Raw genomic sequence first — 17,914 nt, forward strand, 5'->3', positions numbered from 1 at the left:
AAATTGTGTCACAAACAATCACAGTCAAAGTTAAATTGCTTCCAACAAAAGAACAAATTCAGTTATTGGAACAAAGTAGCTATGAGTATATCAAAGTCATTAATACACTTGTATCTGAAATGGCTGAAGCGAAGAAGAGCACTAAGAAAAGTACAAAAGATGTTGAAGCGAATCTTCCAAGCGCAGTGAAGAACCAAGCAATTAAAGACGCTAAAAGTGTGTTTTCTACAAAGGTGAAAAAAAGTAAATACAAAGTTATTCCGATTCTAAAGAGACCTGTTTGTGTATGGAACAATCAAAACTATTCGTTTGACTTCACGCACATTTCAGTTCCACTCATGGTAAATGGAAAATCAACTCGCTTAAAGGTTCGTGCTTTATTAACTGATAAATATAATCGCAATTTTAATTTGTTAACACACAAGTTAGGTACACTTCGTATCACGAAGAAATCTAATAAGTGGATTGCTCAAATATCTGTCACAATTCCTACAAATGAAAAAACAGGAACGAAGATTTTAGGGGTAGATTTAGGTCTTAAAGTCCCTGCGGTAGCCATCACAGACGATGAGAAAGTTCGTTTCTTCGGCAATGGTAGACAAAACAAATATATGAAACGTAAGTTTCGTAGTGTTCGTAAGAAGTTAGGTGAAAATAAGAAATTAAATGCCATTCGACAACTTGATGATAAAGAACAAAGATGGATGCAAGACCAAGACCACAAAGTAAGTCGTGAAATCATTGACTTTGCAACTGATAATAACATTTCTGTTATTCGTTTAGAACAACTAACGAATATTAGACAGACGGCAAGAACAAGCCGTAAAAACGAGAAAAATCTACACACTTGGTCATTCTATCGTTTAGCACAATTCATTGAATACAAAGCGAATTTAGTTGGTATTAAGGTAGAATATGTGAACCCTGCTTATACAAGTCAAACATGTCCGAAATGTTCTGAAAAGAACAAAGCACCAGACAGAAAATACAAGTGCCGATGTGGATTTGAGAAACATCGTGATATTGTTGGGGCGATGAATATTCGCTACGCAACTGTGATTGATGGTAACAGTCAATCAGCCTAAGATGCTATACGCACTGTCTTAGGAGGGGCAATGAGATGCCCTCATCTTGAAGTCTGTTCAAAACAGAAATGGACTGCGAACGTTTAGTCATTCAAGAATCCCACCCGTCAATCCGTAAGGATTAGGGCTTGCGACTTTAGTCGTGGGAGTCTCAACTAAATTAATCTTATTTAAGTACATTTCTAAAATCTCATGTTTAGAGTATTGTTGCTCTAATTTGTAAGATAAGTACCATTCTTGTACTTTTCTTTTAGCAGTTTTGTCCATCGTTAGAAAGTAGTTTTTAACGACTTGCTGTGTAATCGTACTACCACCTTGGGAACCGAAACCACCAGTGACATTTTCCATAACTGCTTTTGTAGTTCGTTTAAAATCAATTCCATTATGATCATAGAAACGCGAATCCTCAGTTGCAAGGAATGCATTTTCAACTACTTTTGGAATTTGATCATAAGTAACGTGTGTTCGTTTTTCAGCACCGTATTCATAGAAGAAATTCCCGTTTTTATCAAGAAACTTTGTTGATAAAGGATTAACAAGTTTGGCTTTGTCTAATTTTGGAGCATCCTTTACCATAACAAAGAAAGCGGAAACGCCGGCTACAAGACCAACGATACCAAGAAGTAGACAACCTATAAGAAATTTCTTGAAAAAGGAGCCTTTTTTCTTTGGTTTTTCTTCTTTATGTGTTTTTTTCTCTTGATTTTTCACATGATTTCGTTCTGTACGAGAACGATAATTATCTGACATTATACTTTCTCCTACCTTTCATTCTCTCCCCCAAAAGTCGAAAAAAGAGCCTTAGTGATGACTCTATCACGAAAAATAAACCATGTCTAGTACACGGATATAGTCAATCCGAGGGTGATAACCGCATGATAATAAGGATCCATGCTCTTCTATTTCTTCTTTCGTAATCGACTTGCGTCCACCAGTATTTTGACGATTCCAAAATGCAATAATATGTTTTGCATCTAGTAAATAAAATTCATCAAAAAGTGTAAATTTAATAATAACAAATGCAATTCCATTATGAGCAACCACTTGCTTCATATGTTCAATTTGATGAAGGTGGAAGTTTTGAAGTGGGAAACTAGTTTTATTTTTTGTTTCCTTTGCTTCAAAATCGATGTATTTCCCTTTGTATACACCGTTGTAATCTGTTGTAGAAGGTTGTTTAAAATACGCTTCTTTTACCACTGCAGCACTTCGAGCGGGGTAATCTACTTTTACAATTTGAAGAGGTGTAGGCTTTTTATGTACACATGCAATATTATGGGTTAAGTAATATTGATTTGTTTCATTCAATTCCTCTTCAAGGGACATACCTCTATTACTATAAGTATGTGTTTTTATAGGTGTTTTTTGAGGTTGTGAAGCTTGATTATACCTTTTTCCATTTGGGTAACGAATGGTCATAGTGTGTCCACCCCCAACTTGCTAAGAATTACTTACAAAGGTGATTATATCAAAAAATGAAAAAAGATGTGACCTTTTTGATGAAAGGTATGATGACTTATTTATGTTTACATGGAATGATTATATGAAAATGAAACAAAATCGAGAAAAAAATTTTTGTACAGAGGAAGAAAAAGCAATCATTCACAATATTAAAAAGAAAACAGAAATAGCTAATGTGGACAATATTTCTCGGACACAATCTTATCAAGAATATTATTTAAGAAATAGTGAAATCAGGTGGGCCTTTTTAGCGAGTATGGTTTCGAGAAATGCGGGCTGGAATATGACTGATTTAGAAGGGAGATATTATGCTACTGTTTTACCTAGAACGGTAAAAAAACATTTATTTATTCTGTACGAACAGGCTAATTGGATTATTTTTTTAGATGCATTTCCTCAGCTATTATTGTATGAGGAAAGTAAGAAGAGACGTGCACCTCTCTTTCATTTGTTGCAATATTTCAACGTATCAATTTTTATGGAAAAAGAATGGTTACTTTTCTGGGAAAGAAGAGATATGAATAGGCTTATGACAGCGCTTATTATAAATGAACAAAATAAAATTCAAAAACCAGTCATTGAGAACACATATTTTAAAAAACATGTATTCCATACTGCACTTTTTAAAGTACAAGAAAGACTTCATATTAGTGCAGTTATCTTCCCAACAATTGAAGGGAGAATGTATGGATTTTCGGTTTATCAATTTGAAACGTTACAACAGCGCATAGAACTAGGAAAAAAATTAGCATGGTTATTGTTTCATCCAATTTATAATGGTTCGTTTTATAAGTTTGCATTGCAAACTACACATACTGGGTCTAGAGAAGATTATGAAGTTTACGCAAAGGAAACTCGAAAGTCTTATACGCCAACACTTAGAGATATTTATCCTGTTATTTTACATGAAGAAATAAAAATGAGAGATTGGTTTTGTGCAAATATGAAAATGAATGTGCTATTTGTACCTGAAGAACCTAAAGGGGAAGTTAATATAACAGAATGGTATAGAAGAAAGAGAGAACAAATCTATAGGCTATCTATCGCAAATCGTTTTGCTAAAAGGATGGATGAGTTCATGATATAATAAAAAAGAAGTCCCGTCTTCCATTTTGAAGACGGGACTTCTTAATTTGAAACAATCCTGCTATGTGTGCTACAACTTTAATCTCAAAACGTAATGCTAGTAGGAGATTAAGGGTGACTTGAAATTTAACTGTTCGTAATAAAGTCTCGCTTTATGTAGCAGGGAAGTTTGGACCATCTAGCTTTGGATTGCCAGTCTCGGGTTTATTTTGTTGTTTGTTTTGGTTTTTCTTTTTTTCATTTTTGTTCTTTGCCATTGTAATACACCTCCTTTTTGTATTGTTACCATTTCTATAAATGACATACGAAATGATTTCTTTGACGAATAACAACTAGTTTTGTCATGTGGGCAGGAGTGGTGAATCATTCGGCGAAATTACATGACAAAGGAAAAGCAAAGAAGGAGGCGTTTTGTATATGGCGATGGTTCAGAAGGAAGATGTAATGAAAAAAATGGATCAAATGTTAAGTTCTCTCGATTTGCTGGAAATGAATATAGGGATTAGAATGAATCATGCATTAAAGGATGCGAGTGAAAAAATATGCAATAAGATAGAAATAACAGAAATGCATATTGAACATATGGAAAATAAATTAGTGCATCACGAAGAGAAAGGGAATTGGGTAAAGACATTTCAAAACGTCGTAGTGAGTGCATAATAAGGTGGGAAAGAAATGAAGAATGAAGCATTAATACAGTCTTCAGAAAAACTCATGCAGTATAATAATGAAGCGAATGTAAAAAAGAGAGAACTAACCGAATACGACTTTTATAAGGATATGAAACCGTTTGTAGATATGGTAGATGAGGAATTAAAGAAGTGGAAAGAATTAGCTTATAAGTGGATTAAAGAAGAAAAGCCAAAATATATACATGTACAGCAAATTGATCAAGTATATGATAATTTACAAACGAATGTGTTGCAATGCTTTGTAAATAAAGGTAAAGGTAAACGATTCTTTGAAACACACCAAGCCATTTCGTATACTTTGCAAAATATAGTTGAGCAATGTAAATAACAAGAGGGAGAGCCCTCTTGTTATTTTTATGCTTCTGTCATTGTTGTAGGTTTTGTTGCGCCGTTTATTTCTAATTCTTTTATTAATGTTCGATAATCTGATATGCATATTTTTCCTTCGAGATACCAATGTCTCGCAAAGTCTAATAATTCATTTGCATTCTCTGTGCAATACCCCTTTTTTTGAGAAAACGCTTGTTTTAAATCCCCTAATACCATGTTGATTCCTCCCCCATGAGAATCTTCTTCTTCATTATCATAGCATGGAAGGGTTTTCTTTTTTAATTTTTTAAAAATTTAAACTTCCGACAAAAATAGACAGATACTCCATCACACATATTATTTTATAGGTACATATTATATATGTAGAAACTTATGTGAAGGAGGAGAGAATGCATGTTTCAACAACCTAACTTATATCAGCAAACGAATCCATATGCACAGCAAAATATGTACCAATATAATACGGATACATATTTACGGTATAATATGTATCCTTTCGAGCCTTATTATGGAAATCAAAATTATTATCAACCGTTTGAAGTGTCCTTTATGAATCAAGCTCAACAACCACAACAGCAGCAGCAACCTTATGTGAATCAAGCTCAACAACCACAACAGCAGCAACCTTATGTGAATCAAGCTCAACAATCACAAGCTCAGCAACCATACATGAATCAACCACAGCAGCAGCCTTATATGAATTCGCAATATTATATGCCACCACCATCTCCGTATGCTAATCAACAAGCGATGTTTTATCCACCAAAACAACCGTACCCGACGCAGGGTAAGCAAAAGCAACAACAGCCAAGTCAGTTTTCTAGTTTTGTTTCTCAATTTAAAACATCAGATGGTAACTATGATGTAAATAAAATGATGAATACAGCTGGACAAATGATGAATGCGATGAATCAAGTGACAGGTATTGTAAAGCAAGTTGGAGGCTTTTTTGGTAAGTGATGTTGAAGGATTGTCTATAAAAACAATGTAAATGAAATAAAGGACTAGACAAATTTCCTTGTAATAAATGGGTATATATAACAAACGGCTTTCTCTCTTTTCTCATACTGTAAAGTGTAATCAGATTTTTTTAACGAGAGAGGAGAGAAAAAACTATGCATCATTGTCATCCTTGCTTTGGAGGGCATAAGCCTACAGGACCTATTTGTACGACTGCTCCTGTCATTCATCCGACGAAACAATGCGTAACACACTCTTTTTCAACAACGGTGGTGCCACACATTTTCCCAACACATACAACACATGTACATCATCAACAAATTAAAAACCAAAACTTCTTCCCGCAAACAAATTCAAATGTAAATGTTGTGGACCCAATCGACCCAGGATTCGGTGGCGGATGTGGACCGTGTGGCCATGGTCATCATCATCATCACCACGGTCATCAAATATCTCCATTTGGGCCAGGACCGAATGTATCACCGTTTGGACCAGGACCAAATGTATCACCGTTTTTACCAAACAATGTATCACCAGTAGGTCCAAATATCGGACCAAACGTTGGTGGAATATTTAAAAAGTAAATGATATGTTAGAACTAGCGAAATGCTAGTTCTTTTTTTGTAATTGGAGTGTTGATATGAAAGTTATTGCAGTAACAGGATATAAGCCATTTGAACTTGGAATATTTAAAAATGATCATCCAGGAGTGGAGTGTATAAAGAAAGCATTACACCGTAAATTAATCACTTTTGTAGAAGATGGTTTAGAATGGGTTATAATAAGCGGCCAATTAGGTGTAGAATTATGGGCTGCTGAAGTTGTTTTTGAAATGCAAGTAGAATATCCTGATTTAAAATTAGCGGTATTCACTCCGTTTTTAGAACAAGAAGAAAATTGGAAAGAAGATAATCGTGAATATTACGAATTTATTCTTTCTCAAGCAGACCATGTTGATAGTATCACGAAACGGAAGTATGAAAGCCCAGAGCAATTTAAATTAAAAAATCAATTTTTTATTGAAAAAAGTGATGCGCTTTTAGCGGTATACGATGAAGAAAAACCAGGAAGTCCCAAATATATTGTAGAATCAGCAAAGAAAAAAGGAGAAATAGAAAATTATCACAGTTATTTCATTCTTTTTTCTGATTTACAAGATATAATAGAAGAGGAACAGTGGAATAATGCAGAGTAATATGTAATATAGTACTCGTATATATGATTGACAAAAAGCATTGTTTCTGAAAAAATTTAGTTAATGAAAGTTTTGGTAAAAATTTGAGGTGAAGAAAATGATTTCGGATAAAATTAAATTAACAGCGAAAGATATTTTAGAAAAAGAATTTAAAACAGGTATGAGAGGTTATCAGCAAGAAGAAGTAGACAAGTTTCTTGATATGATCATTAAAGACTATGAAGCTTTCCACAAAGAGTTTGAGCAATTAAAGCAACAAAATGCTCGTTTAAAGCGTGAATTAGAGGAACAAAAACTAGCAGTAACGCAAGTTCCACAACAACCTGTACAAACACCAGTTGCACAACCGGTTTATAACAACACGAATACGGATATTTTAAAACGCTTATCTAACTTAGAAAAAGCTGTATTTGGAAGTAAGTTATACGAATGATGTAAGGTGGGAAAAGGTTTAAGCATTTTACATAGAAAAAAACGTTGCAAAATCTTTTTGTTTCCACTATACTAATGGATGTCATAACGTTTGGGTAATCGCTGCAACGCCAACGTTGTAGAGGAAAGTCCATGCTCGCACGGCCTGAGATGGCTGTAGTGTTCGTGCCTAGCCAATTCATAAGCTAGGGTATTCTGGCTGTAAGGCTGGTTTAACGGCAGGGAAAAAGCCTAAGTCCTTTCGGATATGGTTTGACTACCTTTAAAGTGCCACAGTGACGAAGTCCTTGAAGAAATGATAGGAGTGGAACGAGGTAAACCCCACGAGCGAGAAACCCAAATAATGGTAGGGGAATCTTTTCCAAGGAAATGAACGACGGGAAAGGACAGGTTTTATAACCTGTAGATAGATGATTGCCACCGGAGTACGAGGCGTGGGCCGTTTGTAGTACAAAGGAACAGAACATGGCTTACAGAACGTTATGAACCAACTATGAAATAACTCAGCTCTCCTTTGTTAGAGGAGGGCTTTTTATTTGTATGAAGTTATAAAGTATGAGTTAAAATGGTTAATGAGAAAATTTTTCGTAAAATGTAATAATTAATAGGACCAATTGCTATTAATTATTGTTTGAATATACATAAGAGGTGAATGCAAATGGGAAAAGTTACTTTAATTGCAACAGCGGCAATGGGTATTGAAGCGTTAGTTGCCCGAGAAGTTCGCGATCTTGGTTATGAATGTCAAGTAGAAAACAGCAAAGTAACATTTGAAGCAGATGAAAAGGCGATTTGTCGTACGAACTTATGGGTACGTACTGCGGACCGTGTAAAAATTAAAGTTGGCGAATTTAAAGCAACGACATTTGATGAGCTATTTGAAAAAACAAAAGCATTAAACTGGGGAGATTATATTCCAGAGAATGGTGAATTCCCTGTTATCGGTAAATCTTTAAAATCTGAATTATTCAGTGTTTCGGATTGCCAACGTATCGTTAAAAAAGCTGTCGTTGAAAAATTAAAAACAACATATAAACGTACAACTTGGTTTGAAGAAGATGGTCCGTTATTCCGTATCGAGATTGCAATGCTCAAGGATATTGCAACATTAACAATTGATGCGAGCGGTGTTGGGCTTCATAAACGTGGATACCGTATGGATCAAGGGGAAGCTCCGTTAAAAGAAACATTAGCTGCGTCTTTAATTAAATTAACAAACTGGAAGCCAGATCGTCCATTTGTTGATCCATTCTGTGGATCAGGTACAATTCCGATTGAAGCAGCATTAATTGGACAAAACATTGCACCAGGATTTAACCGTGGTTTCGCATCTGACGAGTGGGGCTGGGTAGGGAAACAAAACTGGCGTGAAGCTCGTCAAGAAGCTGAAGATTTAGCGAACTATGATCAACGATTACAAATCATTGGATCAGATATTGATCATCGTATGATTCGAGTTGCTCAAGATAACGCAGAAGAAGTAGGCTTAGGCGATTTAATTACATTTAAACAAATGCAAGTAAAAGATTTCACAACAAAAGAGGATTATGGCTACGTTGTAACGAATCCTCCATACGGAGAACGTTTAAGTGAAAAAGCACTTGTTGAACAACTGTATAAAGAAATGGGACAAGTATTCCGCCCATTAGATACATGGTCAGCGTATGTATTAACAAGCTACGAAGCATTTGAGAAGTGTTACGGAAAAGATGCGTCGAAGAAGCGTAAGCTGTTTAACGGATTTATCCGTACAGATTACTACCAATACTTCGGAAAACGTCCACCGCGTAATTCATAGTATAAAACTCCTCTAGCGCGCATATACTGGCTATTATGTAATGCGTAAAGGAGGAAGTCATATGGATAATTTTCAATTATCAATGATTCAAAAAGCTATTCACCGTACGTATGATGAGCTCGGAAAAGAAGTGGATAGTCAAGGTGCGATTGTAGATGAAATACAAAAAGCACAAGAAGAATATTTGTCAGCTCTTTCACATGAAACAGCGATTGATAAACGGTATTTAAAGTCATTAATATAGAAGAAAATTTTCCTTTTTCGAAAGGGAAATTTTTTTTCGTGAATTTCTATGTATTGCAACAGGGGAAAGTGGCTGCACACATATGCGTAGCAGTTGCTATTATCTTTTTATAGAAAAACTTTTTGGTTGGAGGCTAAGGATGTTTACTGAGAAGAGATTACCATTTGAAGTAGGAAAACAAGATAATTTTTATGATAAGTTGAATGAGTGGATTGGAGATGTGTTTTACGACATCCTTCCGGAAAAAGGCTTTGAAGAGCGTGATGAACAAATTTTTATGGCGTTTCAGTTAGAACGCGCTTTCCAAGAAAAGAAAGTTATGTTCGCAGAAGCTGGTGTAGGAACAGGGAAAACAATTGTATATCTTCTATATGCAATTTGTTACGCGCGTTATACTGGGAAACCAGCTATTATTGCTTGTGCAGATGAAACGTTAATTGAGCAGCTTGTGAAAGAAGAAGGGGACATCGCTAAGTTATCTGAAGCATTAGGGCTATCTGTTGATGTAAGGCTTGCAAAATCAATGGATAATTATTTATGCTTACGTAAACTTGAAGATGTTATGAGTGGACGAGCTCCAGAAGTAATTGAAGACGTATATTACGAGTTACCACAGTTTGTATTCGATCATGGTACGATGCAAAACTTTACTCACTATGGTGACAGAAAAGAATTTCCACTTTTAAATGACGAAGAATGGTCAAAAGTAAATTGGGATTACTTCCAAGATTGCTTTACTTGTGATTCTCGTCATCGTTGTGGACAAACTCTTTCTCGTGAACATTATCGTAAAGCAGCAGATTTAATTATTTGTTCTCAAGATTTCTATATGGATCATATTTGGACGTACGATGCTCGTAAGCGTGAAGGGCAAATTCCATTATTACCAGAAAGTAGTTGCGTTGTATTCGATGAAGGACATCTTGTAGAATATGCAGCTCAAAAAGCTTTAACATACTGTTTAAAGCAAACGATGATGGAGCAACTATTAACGAGATTGCTACAAAACGATATTCGTGAGGAGTTTGCACATTTAGTAGAAGAAACAATTTGGCAAACTGAACGATTCTTTGATGTGTTACAAGAGAATAAAAAGGAAATTGCCGGTTCTGATCGTCTAGAAATTACTGTGACAGAAAAAGTAACAGCTGAAGCGAAACGACTTTATGCAAAAATCGGTGAAGTTGGAGATGCATTAGTATTCGAAAGTGAAATGCATACAGTAAACACGTATGATTTAAATATTGTTGATGAGCATTTAGATGTATTAGAACATTCACTTCGTCTGTTCATGCACGAGAAAAATGTAATTACTTGGGGTGAAGAAGGTGATGGTGCCTTCACGTTAGTTATTATGCCGCGTGCAGTTGAAGAAGTGTTACAAGAGAAAGTATTCTCGAAGAAAATACCGTATATTTTCTCTTCTGCGACATTATCGAACAACGATTCATTCGCTTTCACAGCTAATAGCCTAGGGGTAAAAGATTACTTGTCATTCTCAGTTGCTTCACCGTTTGATTACGAAGAGCAAATGACAGTAAACTTACTATCACATACGAAAGAAAATGAATGGGAAAGAAAGTGTCAATATACACTTGAAAATATACAAAAAACAAATGGACGTACGCTTGTATTATTCCGTACAACGCAAGAGCTTGCAGCGTTCAAAGAGTATGTAAGTAAAGAGCAAATGTCGGTTCCGTTCTTATATGAAGGAGATCAGGAAATTAGCCAGCTCGTTTCTCGTTTCCAAAATGAAGAAGAGACTGTACTTTGTGCGGTTCATTTATGGGAAGGTTTAGATATTCCTGGTTCATCATTATCGCACGTTATTATTTGGTCTTTACCATTCCCTCCAAACGATCCTGTGTTTGAAGCGAAACGTAAGCACGTAAATGATCCATTCTGGGATGTAGATGTACCATATATGATTTTACGACTTCGTCAAGGAATTGGGCGTTTAATTCGTACAAGTGAAGATAAAGGTGCTATATCAATTTTCTTATCTGATTCAGAAGATGAGAAAGTAGTTGCAGCTGTGAAAAATGTACTGCCAGTAGAAGGTAAAGAATTATAAGGAGAAAGCTTGGCGCTCGCCAAGCTTTTTTTCTATTATAAAAGGAATTTATGTTTCTGTGTCGAATTAAATTTGAGGTAGAAAAAGGAGGCTTTTATACGATGACAGTTGCTACATATGAAGTAGAAAAACAATTTTTAACATACGTGAAGAAGATACAAAATTACGGAGAAGCATTAAGTTTAATGTTTTGGGATTTAAGAACAGGTGCACCCAAAAAAGGTGTAGATCAGCGTTCAGAAGTAATTGGTATGCTTTCGTCAGAAGTGTTTGCTATGTCGACTTCAGATGAGATGGGAAACTATTTAACAGAGCTTGAAGCTTTAATACGTGAAGATAAACTTTCTGAAACAACCAAGAAAATGGTTGTAGAGTGTCGGAAAGAATATGATAGAAATAAAAAAATTCCACAAGCTGAATATGAGGCTTATGTGAAATTAGAAGCGAAAGCAGAGAGTGTGTGGGAAGAAGCTCGTGAAAAATCTGATTTCGAAATGTTCCGCCCATACTTAGAAAAAATTGTTGAATTTAAAAAGAAATTTATTACATATTGGGGTTATGAAACATATAAATATAATACATTATTAGACATGTATGAGCCAGGTATTACAGTAGAAGTTTTAGATCACGTATTTGGTCAACTTCGTGAGCGCATCGTGCCGCTTGTAAAAGAAATCTCTGAGTCTAAAAAAGGATTAAAAACAAGTGCTTTATCGGAACAATTTTCAAAAGAAAAACAAAAGAACTTTACATTAGAACTATTAAAGCAATTGAATTATGACTTTGAAGCAGGTCGTCTTGATGAAACAGTGCATCCTTTCGAAATTACATTAAATAGAGGGGATGTTCGTATTACGACACGCTATGATGAAAAAGATTTTCGTATGGCTGTTTTTGGAACGATTCATGAATGTGGTCATGCAGTATATGAACAAAATATTGCAGAACAATTTGAAGGTACACCACTTTGCAGTGGTACATCTATGGGTATTCACGAATCACAATCATTATTCTTTGAGAACTTTATCGGCCGTAATAAATCATTCTGGAAGAAAAATTATGATTTATTAAAAGAGTATAGCAATGGTCAATTTGATGATATGTCAGTCGATGAATTTTATAATGCAATTAACGAATCGAAGCCGTCATTCATTCGTATAGAAGCAGATGAGCTTACATACCCGCTTCATGTTATGGTGCGTTATGAATTAGAGAAAGAATTATTTGATGGTACATTACAAGTGAAGGACTTACCAGCAGCTTGGAATGATAAGATGGAAGCATATTTAGGAATTCGTCCGGAAAATGATGCACAAGGTGTATTGCAAGATGTTCACTGGGCTGGTGGCTCATTTGGATACTTCCCATCTTATGCGCTTGGTTACATGTATGCAGCGCAATTTAAGCAAAGAATGTTAAAAGACATTCCGAACTTTGATGCATTATTAGAAGAAGGAAACGTAACACCGATTCGTGAATGGTTAACAGAACATATTCACCAATATGGTAAAACGAAAAAGCCGCTTGAAATTTTAGAAGATGTAACAGGTGAAGGCTTAAATGCAAACTACTTAGCCGATTATTTAGAAGCGAAATATAAAGAGATTTATGAGTTGTAAAAAAAGAGCTGCTTAATTGCAGCTCTTTTTTAAAGGGGGATGGGAGAATGGACTATACATATACAGTAATGACGCAAGAAGAAGCAGAAGAAATTGCATACAACTGGCATTATGAAGGGAAATATTCCTTTTACGATATAGAGGCAGATGAAGAAGATTTAGCTGAATTTTTACATGATGAAAGTAGAGGGAATCATACATTTTCTGTGAAGGAAAATGGCACTCTCATTGGTTATTTTACTGTTTGTAAAATAAATGACGGAACGGTTGATATTGGTCTTGGAATGAGACCTAATATAACTGGGAACGGATTTGGTTTACAGTTCTCAAACGCTATACTAGCTTTTAGTAAAGAAAAATATGGATGCAAGTATATAACACTATCAGTAGCTATATTTAATGAGAGAGCGATTAAAGTGTATAAAAGGGCAGGATTTGAAGTAGTTGGAACGTTTATACAGAAAACAAATGGTAGTTGTTTTGAGTTTTTGAAAATGAATTATATATGTAAAAATGATTAAAAAACAGAAGAATCTCCTTCTGTTTTTTTATGCAGAAATAAATCATACTTTTTGTAATTGGAAGTTTTGAAATTTTGGAAGAGGATGTGTATGATTGAAGTTTAATAGTAAATAGCAAGTTTAGTAAGGAGAGACAGCATGAGTATAATTAAAACGAAAAATGAAATAGAGTTAATGCATGAATCTGGAAAATTACTTGCTTCATGTCATAGAGAAATTGCGAAGATGATGAAACCAGGTATTACTACAAAAGAAATTAATACGTTTGTTGAAGCATATTTAGAACAGCATGGTGCAACGTCTGAGCAGAAAGGGTACAACGGATATCCATATGCGATATGTGCATCTGTAAACGATGAAATGTGTCATGCGTTTCCGGCCGATGTTCCTTTAACTGAGGGTGATATTGTAACAATTGACACGGTAGTAAACTTAAATGGGGGTCTTTCAGATTCTGCTTGGACGTATAGAGTTGGAAAAGTTTCTGATGAAGCAGAAAAGTTGTTGTTAGTAGCTGAGAATGCTTTGTATAAAGGAATTGACCAGGCGGTAATTGGTAATCATGTAGGAGATATTGGCTATGCAATTGAAAGTTATGTAACAAATGAAGGTTTTTCTGTTGCAAGAGACTTTACGGGACATGGAATCGGTAAAGAGATTCATGAAGAACCAGCAATTTTTCATTTTGGGAAACAAGGACAAGGACCTCAGTTACAAGAAGGAATGGTAATTACAATTGAACCGATTGTAAATATAGGTATGCGATATTCTAAAGTAGATTTAAATGGGTGGACTGCACGAACGATGGACGGGAATTTATCAGCTCAATATGAGCATACAATTGCGATTACAAAAGATGGGCCAATCATTTTAACGAAGTTGTAATTGGAAATGAAAGAGTTTGCAAAACTCGAACAAAAATAGTAGTTTTTAAAAATTTGTACGTGTTTTTTCGATAAATGCTTTTCAAAGCATAAAAAGTACGTTATAATCCTTCTATAAAATAAATAGTTAGCTACACTCATATAATCGCGGGGATATGGCCTGCAAGTTTCTACCGAAGTACCGTAAATACTTTGACTATGAGTGAGGACGAATATAATTGCTTGTTTAGCATTCTTTTTTTGCGAAACTCCAAAAGCGCGTCTCTCACTTGTAACGAGTGGTGGTGGCTTTTGGAGTTTTTTTATTGCATAAGAGGGGGAACAAACATGAAAGTATTACAAGAAAAGATTTTGAACGAAGGAAAGGTTTTATCTGGTGACGTATTAAAGGTAGATGCTTTTTTAAATCATCAAATTGATCCAGTACTTATGCAAGAAATCGGAAAAGAATTTGCTAAACGTTTTAAAGAAGAGAACATTACAAAAATCGTGACGATTGAATCTTCAGGCATTGCACCAGCAGTTATGGCTGCATTAGAGCTTGGTGTAAAAGTAATTTTTGCACGAAAACGTAAATCGTTAACGTTACAAGATAATATGTACGTTGCAAACGTATATTCATTTACAAAACAAGAAACAAATGAAATTTCATTATCTCGAAATCATATCGATGAAAATGATCGTGTATTAATCATCGATGACTTTTTAGCAAACGGTCAGGCTGCTTTAGGTTTAATGAGTTTAGTAGAGCAAGCTGGAGCGAGTATTGCAGGAATTGGAATTGTTATTGAAAAAGCATTTCAAGATGGAGGAAAGAAGCTTCGTGAACAAGGCGTTCGTGTTGAATCACTAGCAGAAATTGCATCACTTGATAACGGCACAGTTACATTTGTACAGCAAGAAACTGCGGAGGTGAAATAAACGATGAAGCAGCATCCATTTAAAATTGCATCGCTTGGTATGCAGCATATGCTTGCAATGTATGCTGGAGCAATTATCGTTCCGCTTATTGTGGGCGGTGGACTTGGTTTAAATCAAAAAGAATTAACATATTTAGTCTCAATTGATTTATTAATGTGCGGCGTTGCAACAATTTTACAAGCATTATCAAATCGCTTTTTCGGTATTGGACTTCCCGTTGTACTCGGTTGTACATTTACAGCCGTTGGACCGATGATTGCGATTGGAAAACAATACGGTGTGTCTTCAATTTATGGAGCAATTATTGCTGCTGGGTTATTCGTTGTTATTTTTGCGAAATTATTTGGAAAACTTGTAAAACTGTTTCCACCTGTTGTAACAGGATCTGTTGTTACTGTAATTGGAGTTACACTTGTTCCAGCAGCAATTAATGACATGGCTGGAGGAGTAGGAAGTAAGGATTTCGGTAGTCTTGAAAATTTAGCATTAGCATTTGGTGTGTTATTATTTATCATCATTATGTATCGTTTCTTTGATGGATTTATTCGTTCAATCTCTATTTTACTAGGTCTATTGTTCGGTACTATCGTTGCAGCGTTTATGGGGAAAGTAAGTTTGCAAGCGGTTGGAGAGGCGGATTGGTTCCACGGTATTCAACCATTTTACTTTGGTACACCAACATTTGAATTAACACCAATTATTACGATGATTCTCGTTGCTTGTGTAGGGATTGTAGAAGCAACGGGTGTATACTTTGCATTATCTGATATTTGCAATAAAAAAATCGGTGAAAAAGAATTAACAAAAGGCTATCGCGCAGAAGGATTAGCGATGGTGTTAGGTGGCATTTTCAACGCGTTCCCATATACAACATACTCTCAAAACGTAGGACTTGTTCAATTAACTGGAGTAAGAAATCGCGTTATTATTTATACTTGCGGTGGTATGTTAATCGCACTTGGTTTCATTCCTAAAATCGCAGCTATTACAACAATTATTCCGAAATCAGTACTGGGCGGTGCGATGTTAGCGATGTTCGGTATGGTTATGGCATATGGTATTAAAATGTTAAGTAGCGTTGACTTCGGAAGACAGGAAAACTTATTAATCGTTGCATGTTCTGTCGGAATTGGGCTTGGCGTAACAGTCGTTCCTACATTATTTTCACAACTCCCAGAAAGCATTCGTATTTTAACAGATAACGGAATTGTACTTGGAAGTGCGTCAGCAGTACTTTTAAATATCGTATTTAATATGGTGCCGCAGCGCAAAGTGAAAGTAGAAGAAGAGCCAGTATCTATGCAAAGTGCAGTAAGAGAAGCGTAAAAAAGCAAGGTCTCGTTATGAGACCTTGCTTTTCTTTTTAAGTGGCATCATTTTCCCGTAAGTACCAAGACGCCAAATGTACTCAAGTGGCCCGTATTGGTAATGTGAAAGCCACCAGCGGCTAATAAAGATTTGTAACGTGTAGAAACTAATGCAGAATATTGGTCCAACCCATAATGGAGCAGGATAATAATTTTTAAGAAATAGACCAAATACAAGTAATGTAACAATTGTATGCGAGATGTAATTTGTTAATGCCATTCGTCCAACGTATTGGAATGGACGTAATAACGTTTGCCATTTTTCTTTTTGTAATAAACGCATTAGTGTGAAAATGTAGAATATGAATAACGTTTTTCCGCTAAACATTGTAAAGACCTGCATATAAATTGGTTCATAAAATGGTTTTGATAAGAAGTAACGAACCATGAAGAACCACATTGGTAATGTAAAAAGGAACATAATAATTTGCCATTTTTTAAGCTTTGGATCTAACTCTTTCGCGCGGCGGAAAATATCCTTTTTGCCGGCGTATAAACCAAGTAAAAACAGCCCAACTGTTTCTGGGAGCATAAGTAAATTTAATCCAATTCCATCAGCGTAAAATGCATGGAAACGATTTTGTATTTGTGACAGCCAGTCTTCTAATGGCATGATAGGTAAGGAAAAACCTAGCTCTTCCTTTGGTACCAATGCAACCGTAATACCAGCCATTAGCATAATGAATTGAAAAATACTCAATAAAACGATAGCCCATATTAAAATAGTACGAGGTTCTCTCTTATAAAATAAAAATAAGAAAAATCCAGCAATCGCATAAGTATGTAAAATGTCTCCGTCCCATAAAAGAACGTAATGTAAGAAACCGAATAATAATAAAATAAGTAAGCGGCGAACAAATAAAATTTTTGGATGATCTGTTTTCGCTTCAGCACGACTCATAAAAATATAAAAACCTAATCCGAATAAAAACGAAAAAATTGTATAAAATTTCGTTTGAATAAACATATCGTAAAATAGGCGAATGTAGCTGTCTATCCCTTCGTAAATTCCTGAAAGATCACGTGAGTCAACCCCAGCGATAACAGGCCAATTCACAAGAAAAATACCTAGTACAGCTATTCCTCTAATAATATCAATGGAGTGTATCCTCTCGCCTTGTGTGAGATTTTGTGTCATTTTTTTCCTCCTTGTTAAGTAATTCCCTTTTATTATACGAAATGTAAGGTGGAGGGGATAGGGGATATTTCCATTTTTTTAAACTGTTAAGTTATGTAGGATGA

General features: G+C 35.3%; 20 protein-coding genes, 1 other RNA gene, 1 pseudogene and 1 riboswitch. Of the genes and pseudogenes, 17 read left to right on the plus strand and 5 right to left on the minus strand.

Annotated elements, in window-relative coordinates; all coding sequences use genetic code 11:
* The first annotated feature begins 5 nt into the window (after nt 1–5).
* Nucleotides 6–1,085 (plus strand): RNA-guided endonuclease TnpB family protein, encoded by a 1,080-nt coding sequence (locus BC_RS07695; RefSeq protein ID WP_000084148.1) that lies wholly within the window; start codon nt 6–8, stop codon nt 1,083–1,085.
* 156 nt (nt 1,086–1,241) lie between these two features.
* On the opposite strand, the pseudogene BC_RS07700 reads toward BC_RS07695, so the two are convergent.
* Nucleotides 1,242–1,835, minus strand: a pseudogene (locus BC_RS07700) (transglycosylase domain-containing protein); the annotation flags it as partial.
* A 66-nt stretch (nt 1,836–1,901) separates the two neighbouring features.
* Nucleotides 1,902–2,504 (minus strand): Holliday junction resolvase RecU, encoded by a 603-nt coding sequence (gene recU, locus BC_RS07705; RefSeq protein WP_000155598.1) that lies wholly within the window; start codon nt 2,502–2,504, stop codon nt 1,902–1,904.
* Between the two features lie 103 nt (nt 2,505–2,607).
* On the opposite strand from recU, the gene BC_RS07710 reads away from it, so the two are divergent.
* Nucleotides 2,608–3,633, plus strand: a complete 1,026-nt coding sequence (locus BC_RS07710; protein ID WP_000495658.1) for a DUF2515 domain-containing protein — start codon at nt 2,608–2,610, stop codon at nt 3,631–3,633.
* 151 nt (nt 3,634–3,784) lie between these two features.
* On the opposite strand, the gene BC_RS28290 is transcribed toward BC_RS07710, so the two are convergent.
* Nucleotides 3,785–3,964, minus strand: a complete 180-nt coding sequence (locus BC_RS28290; RefSeq protein ID WP_001987054.1) for a hypothetical protein — start codon at nt 3,962–3,964, stop codon at nt 3,785–3,787.
* 85 nt (nt 3,965–4,049) lie between these two features.
* On the opposite strand from BC_RS28290, the gene BC_RS07715 reads away from it, so the two are divergent.
* Complete coding sequence (locus BC_RS07715; RefSeq protein ID WP_001252036.1) at nt 4,050–4,292, plus strand: hypothetical protein; 243 nt, start codon at nt 4,050–4,052, stop codon at nt 4,290–4,292.
* A 15-nt stretch (nt 4,293–4,307) separates the two neighbouring features.
* Entirely contained in the window at nt 4,308–4,652 is a 345-nt protein-coding gene (locus tag BC_RS07720) for a YppE family protein (protein WP_000786939.1), read from the plus strand.
* Nucleotides 4,653–4,678: 26 nt separating this feature from the next.
* Here BC_RS07720 and BC_RS07725 read toward each other — a convergent pair whose 3' ends face one another.
* Complete coding sequence (locus tag BC_RS07725) at nt 4,679–4,870, minus strand: YppF family protein (protein WP_000242652.1); 192 nt, start codon at nt 4,868–4,870, stop codon at nt 4,679–4,681.
* A gap of 177 nt (nt 4,871–5,047) precedes the next feature.
* Between BC_RS07725 and BC_RS07730 the strand changes: the two genes are divergently transcribed.
* The 13 genes from BC_RS07730 (at nt 5,048) to pbuX (ending at nt 16,631) form a co-directional block, all read left to right on the plus strand.
* Nucleotides 5,048–5,614: a YppG family protein gene (locus BC_RS07730; RefSeq protein ID WP_000487610.1), complete on the plus strand. Its 567-nt coding sequence runs from the start codon at nt 5,048–5,050 to the stop codon at nt 5,612–5,614.
* Between the two features lie 155 nt (nt 5,615–5,769).
* Entirely contained in the window at nt 5,770–6,198 is a 429-nt protein-coding gene (locus BC_RS07735; RefSeq protein WP_000546270.1) for a CotD family spore coat protein, read from the plus strand.
* A 56-nt stretch (nt 6,199–6,254) separates the two neighbouring features.
* A complete protein-coding gene (locus BC_RS07740) occupies nt 6,255–6,809 on the plus strand; it encodes a DUF1273 domain-containing protein (protein WP_000862908.1) in 555 nt (184 codons plus the stop codon).
* Nucleotides 6,810–6,906: 97 nt separating this feature from the next.
* Nucleotides 6,907–7,242, plus strand: coding sequence for a cell division regulator GpsB (gpsB, locus tag BC_RS07745; RefSeq protein ID WP_000622431.1), 336 nt, complete (start codon nt 6,907–6,909; stop codon nt 7,240–7,242).
* An 86-nt stretch (nt 7,243–7,328) separates the two neighbouring features.
* Nucleotides 7,329–7,719: RNase P RNA component class B (gene rnpB / locus BC_RS07750), an RNA gene on the plus strand.
* A 180-nt stretch (nt 7,720–7,899) separates the two neighbouring features.
* Nucleotides 7,900–9,039: a THUMP domain-containing class I SAM-dependent RNA methyltransferase gene (locus BC_RS07755; protein ID WP_000521236.1), complete on the plus strand. Its 1,140-nt coding sequence runs from the start codon at nt 7,900–7,902 to the stop codon at nt 9,037–9,039.
* Between the two features lie 61 nt (nt 9,040–9,100).
* Nucleotides 9,101–9,283, plus strand: coding sequence for a DUF3921 domain-containing protein (locus BC_RS07760; RefSeq protein ID WP_000368570.1), 183 nt, complete (start codon nt 9,101–9,103; stop codon nt 9,281–9,283).
* A gap of 139 nt (nt 9,284–9,422) precedes the next feature.
* A complete protein-coding gene (locus BC_RS07765) occupies nt 9,423–11,360 on the plus strand; it encodes an ATP-dependent DNA helicase (RefSeq protein WP_000493688.1) in 1,938 nt (645 codons plus the stop codon).
* A gap of 101 nt (nt 11,361–11,461) precedes the next feature.
* A complete protein-coding gene (gene ypwA, locus BC_RS07770; RefSeq protein WP_000215086.1) occupies nt 11,462–12,979 on the plus strand; it encodes a carboxypeptidase in 1,518 nt (505 codons plus the stop codon).
* 47 nt (nt 12,980–13,026) lie between these two features.
* Nucleotides 13,027–13,500 (plus strand): GNAT family N-acetyltransferase, encoded by a 474-nt coding sequence (locus BC_RS07775; RefSeq protein WP_000386780.1) that lies wholly within the window; start codon nt 13,027–13,029, stop codon nt 13,498–13,500.
* 138 nt (nt 13,501–13,638) lie between these two features.
* Nucleotides 13,639–14,385 (plus strand): type I methionyl aminopeptidase, encoded by a 747-nt coding sequence (locus tag BC_RS07780; protein ID WP_000022488.1) that lies wholly within the window; start codon nt 13,639–13,641, stop codon nt 14,383–14,385.
* A 116-nt stretch (nt 14,386–14,501) separates the two neighbouring features.
* Nucleotides 14,502–14,603, plus strand: a riboswitch (purine riboswitch).
* Nucleotides 14,604–14,711: 108 nt separating this feature from the next.
* Entirely contained in the window at nt 14,712–15,305 is a 594-nt protein-coding gene (locus BC_RS07785) for a xanthine phosphoribosyltransferase (RefSeq protein ID WP_000866483.1), read from the plus strand.
* A 3-nt stretch (nt 15,306–15,308) separates the two neighbouring features.
* The gene (gene pbuX / locus BC_RS07790; RefSeq protein ID WP_000809213.1) at nt 15,309–16,631 is read left to right on the plus strand and encodes a xanthine permease PbuX; all 1,323 of its coding nucleotides are present in this window, start codon (nt 15,309–15,311) and stop codon (nt 16,629–16,631) included.
* A gap of 15 nt (nt 16,632–16,646) precedes the next feature.
* On the opposite strand, the gene BC_RS07795 is transcribed toward pbuX, so the two are convergent.
* A complete protein-coding gene (locus BC_RS07795) occupies nt 16,647–17,810 on the minus strand; it encodes a DUF418 domain-containing protein (protein WP_000193190.1) in 1,164 nt (387 codons plus the stop codon).
* Nucleotides 17,811–17,914 lie beyond the last annotated feature (104 nt).

Source organism: Bacillus cereus ATCC 14579 (assembly GCF_000007825.1).
Lineage (GTDB): Bacteria > Bacillota > Bacilli > Bacillales > Bacillaceae_G > Bacillus_A > Bacillus_A cereus.